The 18,598-nt window shown below is 70.6% G+C and carries 17 protein-coding genes; 7 read left to right on the top strand and 10 right to left on the bottom strand.

From position 1 onward, the window contains the following. Positions 1-16 precede the first annotated feature (16 nt). Positions 17-946 carry an LLM class F420-dependent oxidoreductase gene (locus tag NS283_RS16515; protein ID WP_058597945.1) on the top strand — a complete coding sequence of 310 codons (930 nt, stop codon included), beginning with the start codon at positions 17-19 and terminating at the stop codon, positions 944-946. Between the two features lie 28 nt (positions 947-974). On the opposite strand, the gene tadA is transcribed toward NS283_RS16515, so the two are convergent. After that, entirely contained in the window at positions 975-1,415 is a 441-nt protein-coding gene (gene tadA, locus NS283_RS16510) for a tRNA adenosine(34) deaminase TadA (protein ID WP_058597947.1), read from the bottom strand. A gap of 88 nt (positions 1,416-1,503) precedes the next feature. Here tadA and upp point away from each other — a divergent pair, with 88 nt between their 5' ends. Continuing rightward, complete coding sequence (gene upp / locus NS283_RS16505; protein WP_013585398.1) at positions 1,504-2,136, top strand: uracil phosphoribosyltransferase; 633 nt, start codon at positions 1,504-1,506, stop codon at positions 2,134-2,136. A 147-nt stretch (positions 2,137-2,283) separates the two neighbouring features. On the opposite strand, the gene NS283_RS16500 is transcribed toward upp, so the two are convergent. Beyond that, a complete protein-coding gene (locus tag NS283_RS16500; protein WP_058597944.1) occupies positions 2,284-5,826 on the bottom strand; it encodes a TM0106 family RecB-like putative nuclease in 3,543 nt (1,180 codons plus the stop codon). Positions 5,827-5,934: 108 nt separating this feature from the next. Between NS283_RS16500 and NS283_RS16495 the strand changes: the two genes are divergently transcribed. Continuing rightward, positions 5,935-8,004: an NAD(+) synthase gene (locus NS283_RS16495; RefSeq protein ID WP_058597943.1), complete on the top strand. Its 2,070-nt coding sequence runs from the start codon at positions 5,935-5,937 to the stop codon at positions 8,002-8,004. Between the two features lie 75 nt (positions 8,005-8,079). On the opposite strand, the gene NS283_RS16490 is transcribed toward NS283_RS16495, so the two are convergent. Next, positions 8,080-8,577 (bottom strand): DUF427 domain-containing protein, encoded by a 498-nt coding sequence (locus NS283_RS16490; protein WP_058597942.1) that lies wholly within the window; start codon positions 8,575-8,577, stop codon positions 8,080-8,082. Between the two features lie 107 nt (positions 8,578-8,684). On the opposite strand from NS283_RS16490, the gene NS283_RS18765 reads away from it, so the two are divergent. The 4 genes from NS283_RS18765 (at position 8,685) to NS283_RS16480 (ending at position 10,916) form a co-directional block, all read left to right on the top strand. Further along, on the top strand, positions 8,685-8,882 hold the full coding sequence (locus NS283_RS18765) for a hypothetical protein (RefSeq protein WP_153001431.1): 198 nt from the start codon (positions 8,685-8,687) through the stop codon (positions 8,880-8,882). Beyond that, positions 8,879-9,043 carry a hypothetical protein gene (locus NS283_RS18995; RefSeq protein WP_193751326.1) on the top strand — a complete coding sequence of 55 codons (165 nt, stop codon included), beginning with the start codon at positions 8,879-8,881 and terminating at the stop codon, positions 9,041-9,043. The genes NS283_RS18765 and NS283_RS18995 overlap by 4 nt, the downstream gene beginning before the upstream one ends. 164 nt (positions 9,044-9,207) lie before the next feature. After that, positions 9,208-10,152 (top strand): aldo/keto reductase, encoded by a 945-nt coding sequence (locus tag NS283_RS16485; protein WP_058597941.1) that lies wholly within the window; start codon positions 9,208-9,210, stop codon positions 10,150-10,152. 206 nt (positions 10,153-10,358) lie between these two features. Beyond that, positions 10,359-10,916 carry a phosphorylase family protein gene (locus NS283_RS16480; protein WP_058597940.1) on the top strand — a complete coding sequence of 186 codons (558 nt, stop codon included), beginning with the start codon at positions 10,359-10,361 and terminating at the stop codon, positions 10,914-10,916. Here NS283_RS16480 and NS283_RS16475 read toward each other — a convergent pair. The 7 genes from NS283_RS16475 to NS283_RS16445 form a co-directional block, all read right to left on the bottom strand. Beyond that, complete coding sequence (locus NS283_RS16475) at positions 10,904-12,400, bottom strand: MFS transporter (RefSeq protein WP_241492276.1); 1,497 nt, start codon at positions 12,398-12,400, stop codon at positions 10,904-10,906. The two genes, NS283_RS16480 and NS283_RS16475, sit on opposite strands and share 13 nt — an antisense overlap. Positions 12,401-12,571: 171 nt before the next feature. Further along, entirely contained in the window at positions 12,572-12,754 is a 183-nt protein-coding gene (locus tag NS283_RS16470; protein WP_058597939.1) for a hypothetical protein, read from the bottom strand. Between the two features lie 35 nt (positions 12,755-12,789). Next, the gene (locus tag NS283_RS16465) at positions 12,790-15,891 is read right to left on the bottom strand and encodes an AAA family ATPase (RefSeq protein ID WP_058597938.1); all 3,102 of its coding nucleotides are present in this window, start codon (positions 15,889-15,891) and stop codon (positions 12,790-12,792) included. Then, entirely contained in the window at positions 15,888-17,042 is a 1,155-nt protein-coding gene (locus tag NS283_RS16460; protein ID WP_058597937.1) for an exonuclease SbcCD subunit D, read from the bottom strand. The genes NS283_RS16465 and NS283_RS16460 overlap by 4 nt, the downstream gene beginning before the upstream one ends. A gap of 136 nt (positions 17,043-17,178) precedes the next feature. Beyond that, a complete protein-coding gene (locus NS283_RS16455; protein WP_058597936.1) occupies positions 17,179-17,499 on the bottom strand; it encodes a hypothetical protein in 321 nt (106 codons plus the stop codon). 1 nt (position 17,500) lies between these two features. Beyond that, complete coding sequence (locus NS283_RS16450) at positions 17,501-17,710, bottom strand: hypothetical protein (RefSeq protein WP_058597935.1); 210 nt, start codon at positions 17,708-17,710, stop codon at positions 17,501-17,503. Positions 17,711-17,792: 82 nt separating this feature from the next. Beyond that, positions 17,793-18,086, bottom strand: coding sequence for a GNAT family N-acetyltransferase (locus tag NS283_RS16445; protein ID WP_058597934.1), 294 nt, complete (start codon positions 18,084-18,086; stop codon positions 17,793-17,795). Positions 18,087-18,598 lie beyond the last annotated feature (512 nt).

The following is an 18,598-nucleotide window of genomic DNA, read 5'->3' as shown; positions in this document are numbered from 1 at the left end:
CGCCCGAAAGGCCCCCGTGGAATACTGCCTGTTCACCGAACCCCAGCAGGGCTTCTCGTACGACGATCAGCTCGCTTTCGCCCGCTCCGCGGAGAAGCACGGCCTGGACGGGTTCTTCCGTTCCGACCATTACCTCCGCATGGGGGAAGGCGACCCGCGTCCCGGCCCCACCGACGCCTGGACCACGCTCGCCGGCCTCGCCCGCGAGACCTCCCGCATCCGGCTCGGCACCCTGGTGTCGTCGGTGACCTATCGGGTTCCCGGTATCCTCGCGATCCAGGTCGCCCAGGTCGACGCGATGTCGGGCGGGCGCGCCGAGCTGGGACTCGGCACGGGCTGGTTCGAGCGCGAACATGCCGCGTACGGCATCCCGTTCCCTGCCAAGCGGTTCGACCTGCTTGAGGAGCAGCTCGCGATCGTCACGGGCCTGTGGGCGACTCCGGATGCCGAGACCTTCACCTTCGAGGGCGAGCACTACCGCCTCGACGAGGCGCCCGCTCTTCCGAAACCCGCGCAGGAGCGGGTGCCCGTGATCGTCGGCGGCGGCGGGCCGAAGCGCACGCCGGCACTCGCGGCGCGCTACGCGACCGAGTTCAACATCGGCTTCGTCGCCGAGGACGTCGTCGCCGAGAAGTTCGCGGTGGTCCGCGCCGCGTGCGAGGACATCGATCGCGACCCCGCGTCGCTCAAGCTGTCGATCGCGCTGCCCACGATCGTCGGGGCGGACGACGCCGAGATCGAGCGACGGTTGGCGGCGATCGGCCAGTCCCGGGAGCAGTTCGACAACGGTGCGAACATCATCGGGACGCCGGACGAGGTGATCGAGAAGGTCGGCCGTCTCCGCGATCTCGGAGCGAGCCGCGTGTACTTCCAGCTGCTCGACCTCCGCGACGTCGATCACGCCGACCAGATCGGCACCGACGTCGTCCCGCACCTTCCGCGCTGACGCCCGGGCGCGTGCCCCGGTCCGCGCGTCAGTCGGCGTCGCGTCGCAGTTCGAAGAAGGACTGCAACCGATCGGATGCCTCTCGCTCGGCGACCCCGCCGACAACCTCGACCCGGTACGGCAGACGCCTGTCGCGCAAGACGTCGTACATGGATCCGGCGGCGCCGGCCTTGGCATCCCACGCTCCGAAGACGACCCGCGGCACGCGCGCCTGCAGCACGGCTCCCGCGCACATGACGCAGGGCTCGAGGGTGACGACGAGCGTGCAGCCCGCGAGGTGCCACGTGCCGAGGGTCTCCGCCGCGCGACGCAGTGCGACGACCTCGGCGTGGGCGGTCGGGTCGTGGGTCGCCTCGCGGAGATTCCGGCCCTCCCCGCGCACGGTCCCCGATGCGTCCATCACGACGGCACCGACCGGGACGTCGCCCTCGGCGGCGGCGGCGTCGGCGAGCACCAGTGCGCGGCGCATGGCCGAGAGGTCGAGGGCGGTGGGGGTCACGCGGGCTTCCGGATTTTGCAGGCGGAGTCGTCGCGATCGAGCGACTAGCCTTGAGCCTATGCGTGTCCACGTCGCCGATCACCCGCTCATCACCCACAAGCTGACCGTGCTGCGCGACGAGCAGACCTCGTCGCCCGTCTTCCGTCAGCTGACCGAAGAGCTCGTGACCCTGCTGGCCTACGAGGCGACGCGCAACGTCCGGGTCGAGACGATCGAGATCAAGACTCCGGTGACCCTCACCGAGGGCGTCAAGATCAGCGAGCCCCGCCCCATCGTCGTGCCGATCCTGCGCGCCGGTCTCGGCATGCTCGAGGGCATGGTGAAGCTCCTTCCCACCGCCGAGGTCGGCTTCCTCGGCATGGTGCGCGACGAGGAGACGTTCCAGCCCACCACGTACGCCGAGCGTCTGCCCGACGACCTGAGCGACCGTCAGTGCTTCGTGCTCGACCCGATGCTCGCCACCGGCGGGTCGCTCGGCGCGGCGATCAAGTTCCTGTTCGCGCGCGGCGCGCAGGACGTCACCGCGATCTGCCTGCTCGGCGCCCCCGAGGGCGTCGCGGCGATCGAGAAGCAGGTCGAGGGCCACGACGTCACGCTCGTGCTGGGTGCTCTCGACGAGCGGCTCAACGAGAAGGGCTACATCGTGCCCGGTCTCGGCGACGCCGGCGACCGTCTGTACGGCACCGCCTGACGCGGGGTCCCTCCCGCGACGGCGCCTGATCCCACGGTTGGGGCGCCGTTTCGCGTTTGGGGCGCCGTTTCGCGTTTGGGGCGCGAAAGACCGCGCCCCGAACGGAAAGCCGCGCCCCGAGCCGGGCACGACAGGGCTACGGCGGGATCAGTCGGCCTCGGCGACCAGCCGTGCGAAGCCGCTGAGCCGAGCCACCCCCTCGGGTGTGCGGGGAAGGTCGTCGAGCAGCGACGGCGAGTAGACGACGTACGCGGTCTGCATCGCGCGTGAGATCGCGACGTTGATGCGGTTGCGCAGCAGGAGGAACTCCAGGCCGCGCGGAGCCTCGCGCCCGGAGGACGCGGCGAGGGTGAGGATGGCGACGACGGCCTCCTTCCCCTGGAAGCGGTCGACCGTCCCGACGGGCACGTCCCCGAAACCGGCCGCGGCGAGGGCTTCTTCGACCGCGACCTGCTGAGCGTTGTACGGCGTGATCACGATGATGTCGTGCGCCCGCAGCGGTCGCGGCTCGTGCACGGTCGCGGAATCGCCCGCTCCCCCCTCGGCGCCGGTCCACGCGCGTCCGACGAGGTCGCCCACGAGACGTGCGACCTCGGCCGCCTCTTCGTTGGAGCAGGTCGAGTTGCCGCGGTGCCGCACCGGCACCACGTGCACACCGGGCTCGACACCGTCGAGCCGACGCAGCGCGGTCGAGGGGTGCGCCGCGAGCCGACCCTCGTACGACAGCCGCGACACCGGGCCCGCCACCGCGGGATGCATCCGCCGCGTACGGGCGAGGAAGTAGCCGAGCTCGGGGGGCACGACCTCGGCTCCGTCGATGATCCACCCGAGCGCGGAGGTGTCGACCGGCTCAGGATGCGTGCCCTGACTCACCTGCGGCAGCTGCTGCGGATCGCCCAGGAGCAACAACCGCTGCGACGAGAGCGAGACGGCGATGGTCGACGCGAGCGAGAACTGCCCCGCCTCGTCGATGACGAGAAGATCGAGGCTGCCGCGCGGAATGCGGGTCTCGTGGCTGAAGTCCCACGCGGTGCCGCCGACGACGAATCCGTGCGCGGCATTCTCGGCGGTGAAGGCCGCGACCCCGTTCTTCGGCAGCACCGTGAACGCGTGCGGAACGCTCGGGTCTTTGGGTGCCTTGCCGACACGGGATGCCGTGACCCCGGCCGCGATGACCTGCTCGAGCATGTGCTCGATCGTCGCGTGCGACTGCGCGACCACCCCGATCCGGTACCCGCGTTCGGCGACCAGCCGGGCGATGACGTGGGATCCCACGTACGTCTTGCCCGTTCCGGGAGGACCCTGGACGGCGAGATAGCTGTGCTCGAGGTCGGCGACGCTGCGGGCGATCGCGGTGACCTCGTCATCGCCCGGACTGCCGTCGATGGCGGTGACGGGGGCCAGCGTCCCCGAACGGGTACGCGGCGGAACGCGGCGCAGGATGTCGGCGGCGGGGCCGGACGGCATCGTCGGGGCGGACGCCAGGACGGCGTCCGCCCACGCGTCGATCGCTTTCTGCTGGTTACCGGCGCGGGGAGGTGCGGGAGGCGTGAGGGCGAGCGGCAGCTCGTCCCAGGTGACGCCGTCTGCGGCGATCTCTTCGACGATCGCTCCGTCGTCGAGCACCTCGCGCACCGTGACCCGGCGTGCCCCGTGGATCCACCGCGGACGGGTCTCGAGCGGGAACGGCGCCGGCAGATCGTAGACCGCGAAGGGCTCGGCATCCGGAGCCAGACGCGTCCCGGGGGCGAGCTCGCCGCGCAGCTCGACCAGGCGACGCTCGGAGCCGCGCCCCGACTCGGGAATGTGCCAGTCGGCCACGACCCGCGAACGCGCGGTGTCGACGATGACGACGTCACGCGTCTCTTCCCATACCGACACCGGCTCGCGCAGGCGAAGGAAGTGCGTCGCCCAGTAGGTCTTCTCTTCGCGCGGGTAGTAGTCGATCGCCGCGGCGGCGAGGCGGAGCGCGGTGGCGTCGGGCTCGGCGGCGTCGGCCGCCCACCGTTGCAGGGCCGTCGCGCGCGGCGACGGCTCGTACGACTGCTCGTCGGGCTCTGCTCCGCGTGCGGGCACGGCGCCCGCCTCGCGTGCGCGGTCGACCAGCCAGTCGCGCAGTCGCCGGGTCGACACGCAGTCGTAGCGGTTGTAGTCGGCCAGGTCGTCGAGCACGCGCTGAGCCGCCGCGGCCTCACCGTCGGCGGCGAGCGCCCGGGCCTCGACGTACTTCACGATCGAGTCGTCTCCGCGCTGCACGTCGCTCGTGCGGACTTCGTCGCCCATGTACAACGGCTCGAGCTTCTTGATCGAGTACGACCGCGATCCCACGCGGAGCGCACGCCGCACCACCGGGTAGAGGTCGACGAAGACGCCGTCGCGCAGGAGGCGGTCGACGTCGGCCTCGCGCACGCCGTACCGCGCGGCCATGGTCAGCAGGTGCGTCGGCTCGTACGGGGCGTAGTGGTAGATGTGCATGCCGGGGTACTGCTGGCGACGCAGAGCCACCATGTCGAGGAAGCGCTCGAGAGCAACGCGCTCCTCGTCGAAGGTGTGGGCCCAGATCGCTCCGTAGGTCTCTCTCGTGTCGACCCAGCCGAAGAGGTAGTCGATGCCCCAGTGCTCGCCGACCCCCTCGGTGTAGAGCGGGTCGCCCTCGAAATCGAAGAACAGGTCGCCGTGGTCGGGGCGGGGCAGCACGCCGAGGGACTTGGGCGCGACCACCTCGAAGGTGGGGACGGCGTGGGCGGGTGCGTTGTCGGAGGGCACACCGGCGGGACTGTCGAGCTGCAGCCGCGCCTGGGTACGCAGCGACGCGAAGGTGTCGGCGCTCATCGAGGGGGGCGCCTCCGATGCTCGCGCGAGATCGTCGATCGTCAGGATGCCGCCCGCTCGCAGCCGATCGCGCTGCACCGGTCGCATGCCGGCGACGAGAAGCAGGTCACGATGAGCGATGACCTCGATCTCGCACGTGGCGCAGCGCCCGCACGCGACGACGTCGAGGTCGCCGCGCGCGTCGCCCCATGCGATCACCGGTCCCGCGACCCCGAGATCGACCCGGCGGTCGGCGATCAGCGAGCGCAACCGCGAGCGACGCAGGTCGAAGACGGGCAGAAGATCGTCGACGCGGTGCGTGCTCGTCGTTCCGTCGCCCAGGAGAAGCTGGACCTCGTCCGACCGCGGCACGCCGAGTCGGTCGAGCTGGTCGACGTAGGCCGCCAGCTGCATGAGCGCGGTGACGCGGGCCCGGCGTGCGAGCTTGGTGTCTTGCACGATCCAGGGACGGGACCCGTCGATGCGTGCAGCTCTCTCGCGCACGAGGAAGTCGGCGAACCCCACGAACTCGTCGGCGGCGAAAGCGGCTTGATAGACCACCTCTGCCTCGGGGTCGGCGAGTGCCTGGTCGGTCAGGCGCACGGCTTCGGCGAGCGCATCGGCGTCGGAGGAGCGTGCTGCGGGGATCTCGCGAACGGCGTCGCCGAAGAGCGCGCGGTAGTCATCGAGCACGCGGAGCTCGTGGGCGGTTCCCAGGCGCGCGGCCCGTTCGAGAGTCGCGTCTTCGGGATCGTCGACCGCGGCGATGCGCCCGATCTTCGCGTCGATGGCACGCAGCCACGCGAACTCGCACTCGGCCGCGGCCTTGAGGTCGCTGGCACTCCAGACGATGCGCGCGTCGCGCTCGATGTACCGCATGCCTCCACGCTAACCGGGACCCCCGACATCGCCGGGTGGCCATCCACAGGCCGACCCCGGTTCGCGATCCGACTGCCGGGTGTCGGAGGGGCCTGCCAGACTGGAGGGGTGATCACCGACCTGCCGTTCGAGAGCGTCTACCGGCACGGCTTCGCGCGCGTCGCCGCGTGCACGATTCCCGTCGCGATCGCCGACCCTCTCACCAACGTCGATGCCGTGCTCGAGTCCGCCCGCGCGTGCGACGCGGAGGGTGTCGCGATCGCCGTCTTCCCCGAGCTCTGCCTCACGGGCTATGCGATCGACGACCTCGTCATGCAAGACCCGCTCCTGGACGCGGTCGAAGCGGGGATCGAGCGTCTGGTCGCGGCATCCGTCGATCTTCTTCCCGTGCTGCTCGTGGGGGCTCCGCTCCGGCACGGCAACCGCCTCTACAACTGCGCCGTCGTCATCCATCGAGGGCGCGTGCTCGGGGTGGCGCCCAAGGCCTACCTGCCGACCTACCGCGAGTTCTACGAGCACCGCTGGTACGCGCGCGGCGACGACCAGGCGGGTCAGCACATCGTTGTCGGTGGCGAGACCGTGCCGTTCGGCCCCGATCTGCTGTTCGACGCCGTCGACGTGCCCGGGCTCACGCTGCACGCCGAGGTCTGCGAAGACGTCTGGGTGCCGATCCCCCCGTCATCCGGTGCGGCCCTGGCCGGTGCGACCGTGCTGGCGAATCTGTCGGGCAGTCCTATCACGATCGGGCGCGCCGACGACCGCAACCTGCTCTCGCAGTCGCAGTCGATGCGATGCCTCGCGGCCTACATCTACGCGGCCGCGGGTCAGGGCGAGTCCACGAACGACGTCTCGTGGGACGGCCAGACGATGATCTACGAGGGCGGGCAGCTCCTCGACACGACCGAGCGCTTCCCCGACGGCCCACGCCGCAGCGTCGCCGACGTCGATCTCGATCGTCTGCGGCAAGACCGCATCCGCCAGGGCACCTTCGACGACAATCGACGAACGACGACGCCGTCCTTCCGCACGGTCACGTTCGAACTCGCCCCGCCGGCGAGCGACATCGGGCTGCGCCGCGCTCTCGACCGCTTCCCCTTCGTCCCCGACGACCCCGCCCGTCTCGCGCAGGACTGCTACGAGGCGTTCAACATCCAGGTGTCGGGGCTGGTTCAGCGCCTCCAGGCGATCGGCAACCCGAAGCCGGTCCTCGGTGTGAGCGGAGGCCTCGACTCCACCCACGCCCTGCTCGTGATCGCCCGCGCCATGGATCGCATGGGCCGTCCCCGCAGCGACATCCTCACGTACACCCTGCCCGGGTTCGCCACGAGCGAGAGAACGAAGCGCAACGCGATCGCTCTGGCCGAAGCCGTCGGAGCGTCGATCGAGGAAATCGACATCCGGCCCGCGGCATCCGAAATGCTCGCCCGCATGGGCCACCCCTTCGCCGCGGGCGAGCCGGTGCACGACGTGACGTTCGAGAACGTGCAGGCGGGGCTGCGCACCGACTACCTCTTCCGCCTCGCGAACAAGAACGGCGGCATCGTCGTCGGCACGGGCGATCTGTCCGAGATCGCGCTCGGATGGTCGACCTACGGCGTGGGCGACCAGATGAGCCATTACTCGGTGAACCCCGGGGTGCCGAAGACGCTCATCCAGCACGTGATCCGTTGGGTGATCGCCTCAGGTGAGCTCAGCGCCGCCACCGTCGAGGTGCTGCAGGCGGTGCTCGACACCGAGATCAGCCCCGAGCTCGTGCCCGCCGGCCAAGACGGCCGGATGCAGTCCACCGAGGACCGCATCGGCCCCTACAACCTGCACGATTTCACGCTCTATCACGTGCTGCGATTCGGCTTCCGCCCGTCGAAGATCGCCTTCCTCGCTGCGCACGCCTGGTCGGATCCGGATGCCGGGAACTGGCCGCCGGGTTACCCCGAGGATGAAAGGCCCTCGTACGACCTCGTCACCGTGGCGAGGTGGCTCGAGGTCTTCCTGCAGCGCTTCTTCGGGTTCGCGCAGTTCAAGCGCACGGCCATCCCCAACGGACCGAAGGTGTCGCCGGCGGGCTCGCTGTCGCCGCGCGGGGACTGGCGCGCGCCATCGGACGGAAACGCTCGCGTCTGGCTGGCCGACCTGCACGCGGCCGTCCCGCAGGCGTTCGGCGAGTCGACACACAGCTGACGCGGCCGACCGGCGCGCGATCGACCCGTACGCGACGAATCCGCGGGCGCAGGCGGCGTCAGACCGTGCGGGCAACTACCAACCCATCGACCCCGGCACACCCTTGAAGGGGCCGGCGAGGTCGCTCGTGACCCAGCCCCCGTAGAAGCCGCCCGGCTGCGGCTCGACGGTCTCGCCGCCCAGGATCACGCGATCCATCGGACCTGCATATACGGCCACGCGATCGGCGAGCACCTCGTATCCGGGCATGGGGCTCGGGTAGTTCCAGGCCGCACGCGGCGCCACCGCTCCCCCGCCTCCGTGGACGTCGAAGTAGCGGGCACCACCCTTGAACTCGCAGAACGACGCCCCCTCGCCGAGGGTCAGCGCGTCGCCGAACGCGGCGATCGGCAGGTAGTACACCGGCGGGTGGCTCGTCTCGAGCACGCGGACGACGTCGTCGGTGTCGGCGATGCGGACACCGCCGAAGTCGATCTGCGCCCTCTTACGGACGCGCTCGACGCGGGGAGGCCGCGGATAGTCCCAGACGGACTCCTGGCCGGGGCGGACGGTGTCGGGAACGGGGCGTGCCATGCGCTTACGTTACGCCGCACAAAACGTCCTCGGATCGAGATCTGATCGTGCACTGGCTGTCTCAGGAGACACCCAGCTTTTCGCTAGGTTGGAGGGAGGGGGTCGTCGTGAGCGAACAGGAAGTCCGAGACGGTACGGCGCGGTATCGCGTGTACCAGGTGGTCGGCATCGTCGTCGGTGTCCTTTTCATCGCTCTCGGCGTCGTGGCGTTCCTCACGGGCGGGGGGCCCATCATCGCCGCCATCGCCGCCATCGGAGGCCTCGCCGTGCTCATCACCTCGATCGTCATGATGGTGCGTTCATGACTGCGCCGAACGGCCCCAGCGGCGAGAACGCCGACGGCAAGGACCCGAACGGCAAGAAGAAGTACCCCGCCGGAACCGTCGTGATCTGGATCGCCGGAGCCGGCATCGGCCTGTGGTTCTTGATCAGCGGGCTCATCGGCATCCTGTCCGGCGGCTCCTGACCCGTACACGCCACCTCTGGCACTGACGTGCGCCGAATGCTCGTCCGACGCGAGCGAGCGCGAACATTCGGCGCAAGTCACGGGAGTGAGGCGCGTCGCGGGAATGCGGAGGCGGGTCCGTCGTTGAGTCTGAGGTCACCCAGAACCACGACAGGAAGGCCATCATGACGCGCATCGGAAGCAGCGACCTCGACATCGTCCCCCTCTCGCTCGGCGGCAACGTCTTCGGCTGGACGGCCGACCGCGACACCTCGTTCGCCGTGCTCGACGCCTTCCACGCGCGCGGCGGGAACTTCATCGACACCGCAGACGCCTACAGCGCCTGGGTGCCCGGCAACTCGGGTGGCGAGAGCGAGACCCTCATCGGCGAGTGGCTCGCTTCGCGCAAGCCCGAGAACGTCGTCGTGGCCACGAAGGTCAGCCAGCACCCCGAGTTCCGCGGGCTCCGCGCGAAGAACATCCGCGCGGCGGCCGAGGCGTCCTTGACGCGTCTCGGGGTCGACACGATCGACCTGTACTACGCCCACTTCGACGACGCCGACACCCCGCTCGAAGAGACCGTCGCGGGCTTCGCCGATCTCGTCTCCGACGGACTCGTGCGGTACGTCGCCGTGTCGAACTACACCGCCGCGCGCATCCGCGAGTGGATCTCGCTGGCCGAAGCCGGGGGCTTCGACCTCCCCGTCGCGATCCAGCCGCACTACAACCTCGTGCACCGCACCGAGGTGGAGCGCGACATCGTCCCCGTCGCCGAGCAGTACGGCATGTCGCTCGTCCCGTACTACGCCCTCGCGAGCGGCTTCCTCACGGGCAAGTACCGCACGCCGGATGCCGCCGGCGACTCGCCGCGCGCCGAAGGGGCCGCGAAGCTCGCGACGCCCGCGGGCATCGCGCTCATCGACGCGCTCGACGAGATCGGCCAGGCGCACGGCGCCTCGATCGCCACGACCGCTCTCGCGTGGCTGCGCGCCCAGCCCACCGTGGCCGCTCCCATCGCGAGCGCGTCGAAGGTCGAGCAGGTCGCCGACCTGCTGGCCAGCACCTCACTCGAGCTCAGCGCCGACGAGATCGCGCGTCTGTCGCAGGCCTCCGAGGCCGCGCAGGGCTGACCCGTCCCGTGGCCCCGAGTCGCGCTCGGGGCCACGGTGCTCATTCAGCACCCTGCGTGTCGTGACGAGCGGAGGAGCAGGGGCCGAGGGAGGGCGGATGCCAAGGCTCGATCCTCCGCTCCTCCCACGCCCTCCGCTCATCCCGGCGCTCCGCGCCCCGAGCACCCCGGGACGTGGGGGCCCGCACCATCGGGGACAATGAGAGGGTGAAGCTTCTCGTCGCCGCCCACGCGTCCGAACTCGTCGCCTTCGAGGACGACATCCCCGGTTTCCGACGTCTGCTGACCGGCGTCGGAAAGATCCCCGCGGCCTACGCTTTGACGCGCGCGCTCTGCGAGGGCGAGTACGACGAGATCGTCGTCGTCGGCACCGCCGGGGCGATCGACGACGAGATCGAGGGCGGCATCTACGACATCGCCGCGGCGATCCAGCACGACGTGAAGGGGCTCGACGGCACGTTCGGCGAGCACGTCTCGCTGCCGACCCGCGTCGACACCGGCCACGAGGGTCGGATCATCGCCACCGGCGACCACTTCGTCGACGACCCCGAGGCGGTTCGGCAGATCCGCGGCCTCGGCGCCGGTCTCGTCGACATGGAGACGTACGCGCTCATCTGGGTCGCCCAGCAGTTCGACGTGCCGATCAGCATCCTGCGCGCCGTCTCCGACCGCGCGCAGGACGGCGCGACCGAACTGTGGGACGTCGTCGTCGAGCGGTGCAGCCACGAGCTGCGCGCGGAGTTCCGCGAGCGCTACGGGGTCTGAGAGCCCGAACGCGCCCGCCCCGCGAGGTCGGCCACGCCCACGAGGAGGGCGAGCGCGAGGAAGATCCCGACGGTGATCATGCCCGACGCGTAGGCGTCGTGGTACACCACGACGGTGTCGACATCGGCCTGTTCGCGGTAGATCGTGGCGTAGAAGAGCGCGAGGGCGATGGCCGTGCCCACCGCCGTGCCGATGCGCTGGCCGAGCTGCCCGACCGACCCCGCCACCCCGCCGCTCGACACCGGGATGTCGGCCAGCATGAGCGTCTGGTTGGGCGAGATCACGAGACCGCCCGCGAAGCCGCCGACCACCATGACACCCGCCATCGCCCACGGGGTCCACTCGGGCGGGGTGAACAGCGCGACCAGCACGAGACCTCCGGCGGTGGCGACCATGCCGACGATCCCCCAGACGACGAGCGGACGCCCGAGGCGCGTGACGAGGTTGCCTCCGATCCACGAGCTCCATGCCGACGCGACGGCGAAGCCGATCGTGACCATGCCGGCGAAGACCGGCTCGAGTCCGAGTCCGCCCTGCAGGAAGAGCGTGCCCAGCAGGAACATCGCCGGGATCGCCGAGAAGTACGCGGTCGAGATGAGCACGCCGTTGCGGTACGACGACAGCGAGAAGATCGAGAACGGCATGAGCGGCGTGCGTCCGAGGTCGGCGTAGCGGCGCTCCCAGAACACGAAGATCGCGGCGAAGACGACGGATGCCACGAGGAACCACCACCGGCGGGGATCGTCGTCGGGCGAGCCCGTCGTGAACAGGAAGGGCCACATCAGCGCGAGGATCGTGAGCGCGAAGAGAAGCACGCCCACGGGATCGAGGTCCAGCCGGCGGCGCGACTTCGTCCGGGTGTTCGGCAGGAGCCACGCGGCCAGAACGATGACGATCGCGACGAGGGGGATGTTGATCCAGAAGATCAATCGCCACCCGTCGGTGTCGCCGCCGAGGGCGATCAGCAACCCTCCGAGGGTGGGCCCGAACGCGGTGGCGATGCCCACGGTCGCGCCGAAGAGCCCGAACGCCCGACCGCGCTCCTTGCCCTGGAAGAGCTGCTGGACGAGCCCCAGGACCTGGGGCATCTGGATGCCGGCCGCCACGCCCTGCAGCAGGCGCGCCACGAGCAGCACCGTGGTGTTGGGGGCGAGCGCGCAGACGAGGCTCGTGACGAGGAAGAGCGACAGCCCGACGAGGAACAGCACGCGCCGGGAGCGCAGGTCGCCCAGGCGCCCCGCCGGCACGAGCACGAGGCCGAAGGTGAGGATGTAGCCCGAGACGACGAGCTGCAGTTCGGTGGGTCCCGCGTTGAGGGCCGACTCGATCGACGGGAGGGCGACATTGACCTTCGTGAGATCGAGGATGGTGAGCGCGGCGACCGAGACCGCGACCCAATAGGCGCGCCACCGGTGCTTCGGAGACAGCACGATGTCGCGTGTGGGGGGATGAGCGGCGTTCGACGAGGGCGCGTGATCAGGCATCGGGGCCGACGCTACTCCTGACGTCGGACACCGCGGGTGGGCTTGCGCGAGACGGGCGGCACGGAGACCGGGATCGCGACGCGCGCCGGGTTGCGTGGCGGGCTCGCGTCGAGGGTGGACCGCACGAAGAGCGACGATGCGCCGCCGGCGGGCTCTCTCGGTGTGTCGGCGTCAGTCGACGTCACGGCGCGCGAACACGGCGCGCAGCACGAAGAAGACGATGACGGCCACCACCGCGACAGCGGCGACGCGGAACACGAAGGTGATGAGCGAGAACACCACGTTCACGATGATCCACGCGATGATGACGGCAGCGACGACACCGAGGATGGTCCAGAGGGTGCTCTTGCGCATGTCTCCAGCCTAGGCGGACGACGAGTACGACGCTCTCACGCGATAGGCAGCGCGGCATCCTGCGAGATCACGCTCGGCCCACGCGGGGTGGCGACGACGCGCAGCTGGGCCGGGAGTTGGTCTTTCATCGACGCCACGTGGCTGATGACGCCGACCGTCCGACCGCCCTGCCGGAGCTCGTCGAGGGTGCGCATCGCGAGGTCGAGGGTCTCGTCGTCGAGCGATCCGAATCCCTCGTCAATGAACAGCGTGTCGAGCCGGATGCCGCCCGCCCGCGCCGTCACGACCTCGGCGAGGCCCAGGGCCAGGGCGAGCGAGGTGAGGAACGTCTCTCCCCCGGAGAGCGAGTGCGGGGGTCGGCATTGGCCGGTGAACGCGTCCATCACCTCGAGGCCGAGGCCGCTGGCGGCGCCCCGTGCCGCGAGCGCATCGGTGTGCTGAAGACGGTAGCGCCCGGACGACATCTGCTCGAGGCGGAGGTTCGCTGCCACGACGATCTCTTCGAGCTCGGCGGCGAGCACGAACGTCTCGAGCGTCATCCGTCGGGTGTTGGGCGCGCGACCCGCGAGGGTGTCGGCGAGGCGCGCGACGACAGCGTGTTCGTCGGCCAGCGTCGCGACCGCCGCGTGCCCCGCGTCGGCGCGATGGGCGAGGCCACGCAGGCGGTCGGCGAGCGCGAGAGCCGAGGCGTGTACGGCAGCGGCCCGCTGCAAATCGTCGCGAGCAGCGGCGACCGCCGCGCTGAGCGGGCTGATGTCGACGGGCTCGTCAGGGGCGTCGACGAGGAGCAGTTCGAGATCGAGCAGCCGCTGACGGGCGGACGCGACGGCGGCGTCGTGCGCGGCGATCGTCTCGTCGAGTCGGCGCCGTTCGGGAGCCGGACGAAGGGCGGCCACGACGGCGGCGACGGTGTCGAACGGGCTGTCGGCGACGAGGCGCCAGAGAGCCTCGGAAGCCTCCCGTTGGGCCGCTGTCGCGGTGGTGGCATCGGCTCGAGCGCTCGTCAACGCCCTCACCGCGGTGCGGCGAGCATCGAGGTCGGCCTGATGCGCCGCGACCGTCGGGAACGTACCCCGGGCTGCCTCGACGTCGGCGCGCAGCGAGTCGGCCCGCTGGATCGCCAGAGCCGCCTCCTGACGAGCGGTCGCGAGGTCGGCGGCGAGCGCGTCGAGGCGGACGGCGATCGCGGCATCGAGATCGGTCGCGCGGGTGCGATCTGCCTGCACCCGGGCGTACTCGGCCTCGTCGGCCTGTGCCGTGCTCAGCGCCTGCTCCGCTTCCGCGAGGCGAGAGGCCAGGGCCTCGACGCCCTCGCCGCCGGCGCGAGCAGCGGCCAGGGCATAGTCGTCGCGAGCGATCCGGGCCGCGTCCGAGGCGAGACGGTCTTGTTCGACAGCGGTGTTCTTCAGGGTTTCCGCCGCAGCCAGCTGCTCGTCGGTGACCGGGGCGTCGTCGCCGGTCGCGGGGTGCGGGTGCTCGCGCGAACCGCACACCGCGCACGGCTCTCCGTCGACGAGCTCGTGGGCGAGTTCAGCGGCGGCGCCGGCGAGGCGGCGACGTAGCAGCGCTGTCCACGCGTCCGTCGCGTTGCGCATGTCTTCGCCGCGCACCAACGCCGCCATGTCGGCCTGCTCCCGATGAGCGAGCAGTCGTTCGGCTTCTCGCGCGGCGTCAAGGCGAGACCGCGTCTCGGCGCAGCGCGACTCCGCAGCCTCTCGACGAGCTGTTGCTCCCGCCAGTTCGGCGAGCCGATCGTCGAGCGCCTTCAGGAGACCAGGAACGTCGGCACGCCCCTCCGCGAGGGTGTCGCGCTCGGTCTCGAGGTTCGCGATACGGGTCGCCGCGCGGGCCCGGTCGGTGTCGGCCTCGGCCAGGGCGGTCTCGGCCGCGAGTGCCGCCTCCCCGCGAGCGAGCAGACCGGTGAGCTCGTCGTCACGACGCGTCAGGGCATCGGCGTCAGGGCCCGGTTCTTCACCGACGGCCTCCGCTCGAGCGACCGCCGTCGCGAGACGTTCTTCCGCCGCCGCGAGGTCGGCCGTCGTCCGCTTCTCAGCGTCGATGGCGGGGCGCAGGGCTTCAGCCTCGCCCGCGGCCTCCGCCTCCGCGCGGGCCGCGGCGACGCGCTCCGTCTCGGCCTCCAGCACCGCGAGCTCCTCGCGGACCCTGAGTCGGTCGAGCTGACGGTCGCGCAGGGTGCGCGCCTCACGCTCCGCCGCGAGAGCGCTGTCGAGCAGCAGGTCGGCGGCATCGCGCTCGCGCTCACGCGTCTCGACGCGGTAGTCGGCTCGCTCGACGGCCCGGACGACGGACGCCAAGCGCTCGCTCGCCGACGGTGGCCCTGGGGGCGGCGGGACGGACGCCTGAGCGACGGCATCAGAGATCGTCGTAACGCTCTCGACGGGCTCCTCACCTGCCCGCTCATCGCCCGCCGAGGGCGGGCCCGGCGAGACCGCGAGATCCGCGTCGAGCTCGCCCGCGAGGCGCTCCGCCTCATCGAGCAGGGTGGAGACTTCCACACCTTCCACGGCCAGACGCTCCTGGGAGCGCTTGCGCCTCTCGTCGAGCTGCGCGGCGTAGTCCTCGAAGGACCGCGTTCCGAAGAGGGTTCGCAGCAGGCTGAGCCGTTCGTCGTTCTTGGCGAGGAGGAACCGCGCGAAGCGGTTCTGGGCCAGGAGGATCACCTGCAGGAACTGCTGCTGGCTGAGGCCGAGGATCTCGTCGAGCCGAGTGCCGACATCGACGGGACGCGCGGCGACTCCCTCCCACCCCTCGGTGGTGCGCACCTCGAGCAGCGCGCGGTGCGGCTCTTTCGTCGTGCCACCGCCTCGACGCTTGGGCCGTTCGAACTCCGGCGACCGCGTCACGCGCCAGCGCTCACCCTCGGCGCTGAACTCGAGCGTCACCCGCGTGGGGTCGTCGGGCGTGCAGTGGTCGCTGCGCAGGCGCCGCTCGGCGCCGTCGTAGCGCGGCACACCGCCGTACAGCGCGTAACAGACGCCGTCGAGCACACTCGACTTCCCGGCGCCCGTGCGCCCCGTGATGAGGAAGATGCCGTCGTCGGCGAACGCGTCGAAGTCGACGACCTGCGTGTCGAGGAAGGGGCCGAACCCCTCGAGTTCGAGGCGGTGGAGCTTCACGACCGGGCCTCCGACAGCGCGCGCGCGTCGAGCACCTCGCGGATGAGCTCGCGCTCCGCCTCGGACGCGCCCTCGCCCTCGCGGACGTGGACGAGGAACGCGTCGATCACCTCAGCGTCGTCACGCGCCGCGCGCACCCGCTGGGCGTACCCGACCCCCTCGTCGGGCCGTGTCGCCGCCGGCGCGTGGACCACGGTGGCGCACCAGGGGAACCGTGCCTGCAACCGCCGCATCGGGTCGGGCTGCGGTGTGCTGTCGGTGTATTCGGCGCGCACCCAGTGCTCGTCGTGGCCGTCGAAAGCGGGATCGGTCAGCAGGTCGTCGAGCGGCCCGCGGAGCGTCACCAGCGGGCGCGGTACCGGCAGGTCGATCCAGCTCACGGACGAGAGTCCCTCGGCGTCGAGTTCGACGAGCCACGACCCACGCGGCTTCCCTGCTTCGCCGAAGCTGTAGTGCAGCGGCGCGCCGGCGTAGCGCACGCGGTCGGAGAGCTGCTGCCGGCCGTGGATATGGCCGAGGGCGACGTAATCGGGTCCGTCGAACGCCGGAAGCGGAACGACGTCGAGCCCACCCTGACGGATCTCTCGCTCGACCCCCGGCGTGGACTCGACGCCCGCCGCGAAGCAGTGCGCCGCGACCACCGATCGCCCGCCCCGCTCGGCGAGATCGGCACGCACGAGGTCGAGCGCGTGCTGCATGGTCTGGGCCTGGCTTCGCAGCTCGACCCCCTCCCACGCATGGCGCACGATCGCCGGTTCGAGATACGGGATGCCATAGACGTGGACAGGACCGTGCTCGTCGTACACCGTCACGGGGACACCGACCGAGAGCGGATCGGTCACGACCGAGATCTCGGAACGCAGGAGCGCGGACTGGAACCCCAGCCGCGCCGCGGAATCATGGTTGCCGCTGGTGACGACGACTCGGGCGCCGGCATCGGCGAGCGCGCCGAGCGTGCGCGAGAGCAGCGGATAGCAGGCGGCGGCGGGTGTGGCGGAGTCGAAGACGTCGCCCGCGACGACGACGAGGTCGACCTCGTGCTCGGCCACCTGCGCGACGAGGGCGTCGAGCACGCCGGAGAGCGCATCGAGAGTCGAATGCCCGTGGAAGGAGCGCCCGATGTGCCAGTCGGAGGTGTGCAGGATCCGCATGCAGACACGGTACGTCGACCCTCCGACATCGGCTCGCAGCAAACGCCCCGACCGCGGAATCACGGGGCCGACGGCCTTTGGTCCGCACGCGACGACGCCCCGGCCGCGTGGATCGGCCGGGGCGTCGTCGGGGGGCTCAGGAGGCGTTGACCTCGGCCGCGAGGGCGCGGATGCGGTCGTCGCCGAGCTCGAGTCCGATCTGCGCGAAGCGCTGACGCAGCACCTCGGCGACGCGCTCGTCGCTCTTGCCGCCGACGTCGGCACGGGTCTGTACGACGACTCCGGCGATGCGGGCCTCGTCGTCGGTCTCGTGCGTGTCCATGATCGGCTCCGACTGCTCGTCGGGGCGCGCCGCGCGCTTGCCCTCGTCGTGCAGCGCTCCGCCGACCGAATCAGCGGGCGACGCGCCGCCATCGGGGCCGGTGGAAGGTTGTGGGGCTCGGGTCTCGTCCGACATGTCAGTCCTCCGTGCTCATATCGGGGTCGATGCCCTGGCTGGCGGCATCCCCCTCGATGGGGTCCGAAGGAGCGGCGTCGTTCAGGCGCGGCGACCCCTTCGCGTTCTCGTTCTGCTCTGCGGTCTCGCCGTCGGCGACGGTGCCGCTCTCCCACCCACCGGGCGGGTCGGCGTTGATGACACCTTCAGGCAGGTCGCGGTCGTCGGTCATGACTTCCCCTTTCGACGCCTCCAGCATCCCGGCATCGCGGGTCACGCGGGCAGGGGTTGACGCCCGCCGGGGCACTGCGTAGTCAGGTGCGCTGTTTCAGGATGCCGGCACGCTCGGGGTGGGCTTCGAACCACTCCCCCACGTACCAACAGACGGGAAGGATCTCGCGGTCGCCGCTCGCCTCGATGGCATCGACAGCCCGTTCGGTGATGACGGCGGCGTAGCCGTGACCGCGAAAGGTCGGGATGGTGAACGCCCGGGTGAGGGCGATTGTGCGACCGTCGTCGCGATAGTCGAGAACGGAGACCAGATCGTCGCCCCGATGCAGGGTGAAACGGGACGCGGCCTTGTCGTCGGCGAAAAGCAGGTCAGCCATGACGAGAGGCTACGCCGCCCACGAGCAACGGGCGTCGACGGCGCAGAATGCACGGTCCACTCTCACCTTCGCCGCGCCCGACTGAGCAGAATGCGCGAAGCATCGGCATCCGGGGCGATTTGACGTCGCGGGACTTCTTGCGTCATAATCCCCCCATGACTGTCAATGCGCGTTCTCTGTCCGCCCGGGAGGCGAACGGGACTGCCGGCATGATGATGCCCGGCCGCGTTGTCATGTGTTGTCGAATGTGCCGCTAACAGCGACCCTCGCTCCGACGATCTCGAGCTTCTGAACGCCGACATCGTCCACCGGTCGTCCGCGTCGCGCGTCGATCACGCGTGTCCGGACACCGCGCACCGGCCTCTCGGCTCTCACCTCCCGTCGAACCCCGCCTCATGACGACGCCCGGGTTCACACACCCAAGGACTTCATCCTCATGTCGATCTCCGCTGTTCTCGACCGCCCCACCACCTCCTGTCCCTTATACCCATCTGACGCTGCCGCCGAAGAGA

This window comes from Microbacterium testaceum, assembly GCF_001476285.1.
Lineage (GTDB): Bacteria > Actinomycetota > Actinomycetes > Actinomycetales > Microbacteriaceae > Microbacterium > Microbacterium testaceum_B.
The sequence above is the reverse complement of the archived record's forward strand: the minus strand, read 5'-3'. Positions and strand labels throughout refer to the sequence as shown.

Coding starts and splice junctions, on each gene's coding strand:
- tadA (WP_058597947.1), bottom strand. CDS start 1,415: ATGCGCCGCGCACTGGTGCTCGCCGACGCCGCCGCCGCCGAGGGCGAC.
- upp (WP_013585398.1), top strand. CDS start 1,504: ATGCGTGTCCACGTCGCCGATCACCCGCTCATCACCCACAAGCTGACC.
- NS283_RS16500 (WP_058597944.1), bottom strand. CDS start 5,826: ATGCGGTACATCGAGCGCGACGCGCGCATCGTCTGGAGTGCCAGCGAC.
- NS283_RS16490 (WP_058597942.1), bottom strand. CDS start 8,577: ATGGCACGCCCCGTTCCCGACACCGTCCGCCCCGGCCAGGAGTCCGTC.
- NS283_RS18995 (WP_193751326.1), top strand. CDS start 8,879: ATGACTGCGCCGAACGGCCCCAGCGGCGAGAACGCCGACGGCAAGGAC.
- NS283_RS16485 (WP_058597941.1), top strand. CDS start 9,208: ATGACGCGCATCGGAAGCAGCGACCTCGACATCGTCCCCCTCTCGCTC.
- NS283_RS16475 (WP_241492276.1), bottom strand. CDS start 12,400: ATGCCTGATCACGCGCCCTCGTCGAACGCCGCTCATCCCCCCACACGC.
- NS283_RS16470 (WP_058597939.1), bottom strand. CDS start 12,754: ATGCGCAAGAGCACCCTCTGGACCATCCTCGGTGTCGTCGCTGCCGTC.
- NS283_RS16460 (WP_058597937.1), bottom strand. CDS start 17,042: ATGCGGATCCTGCACACCTCCGACTGGCACATCGGGCGCTCCTTCCAC.
- NS283_RS16455 (WP_058597936.1), bottom strand. CDS start 17,499: ATGTCGGACGAGACCCGAGCCCCACAACCTTCCACCGGCCCCGATGGC.
- NS283_RS16450 (WP_058597935.1), bottom strand. CDS start 17,710: ATGACCGACGACCGCGACCTGCCTGAAGGTGTCATCAACGCCGACCCG.
- NS283_RS16445 (WP_058597934.1), bottom strand. CDS start 18,086: ATGGCTGACCTGCTTTTCGCCGACGACAAGGCCGCGTCCCGTTTCACC.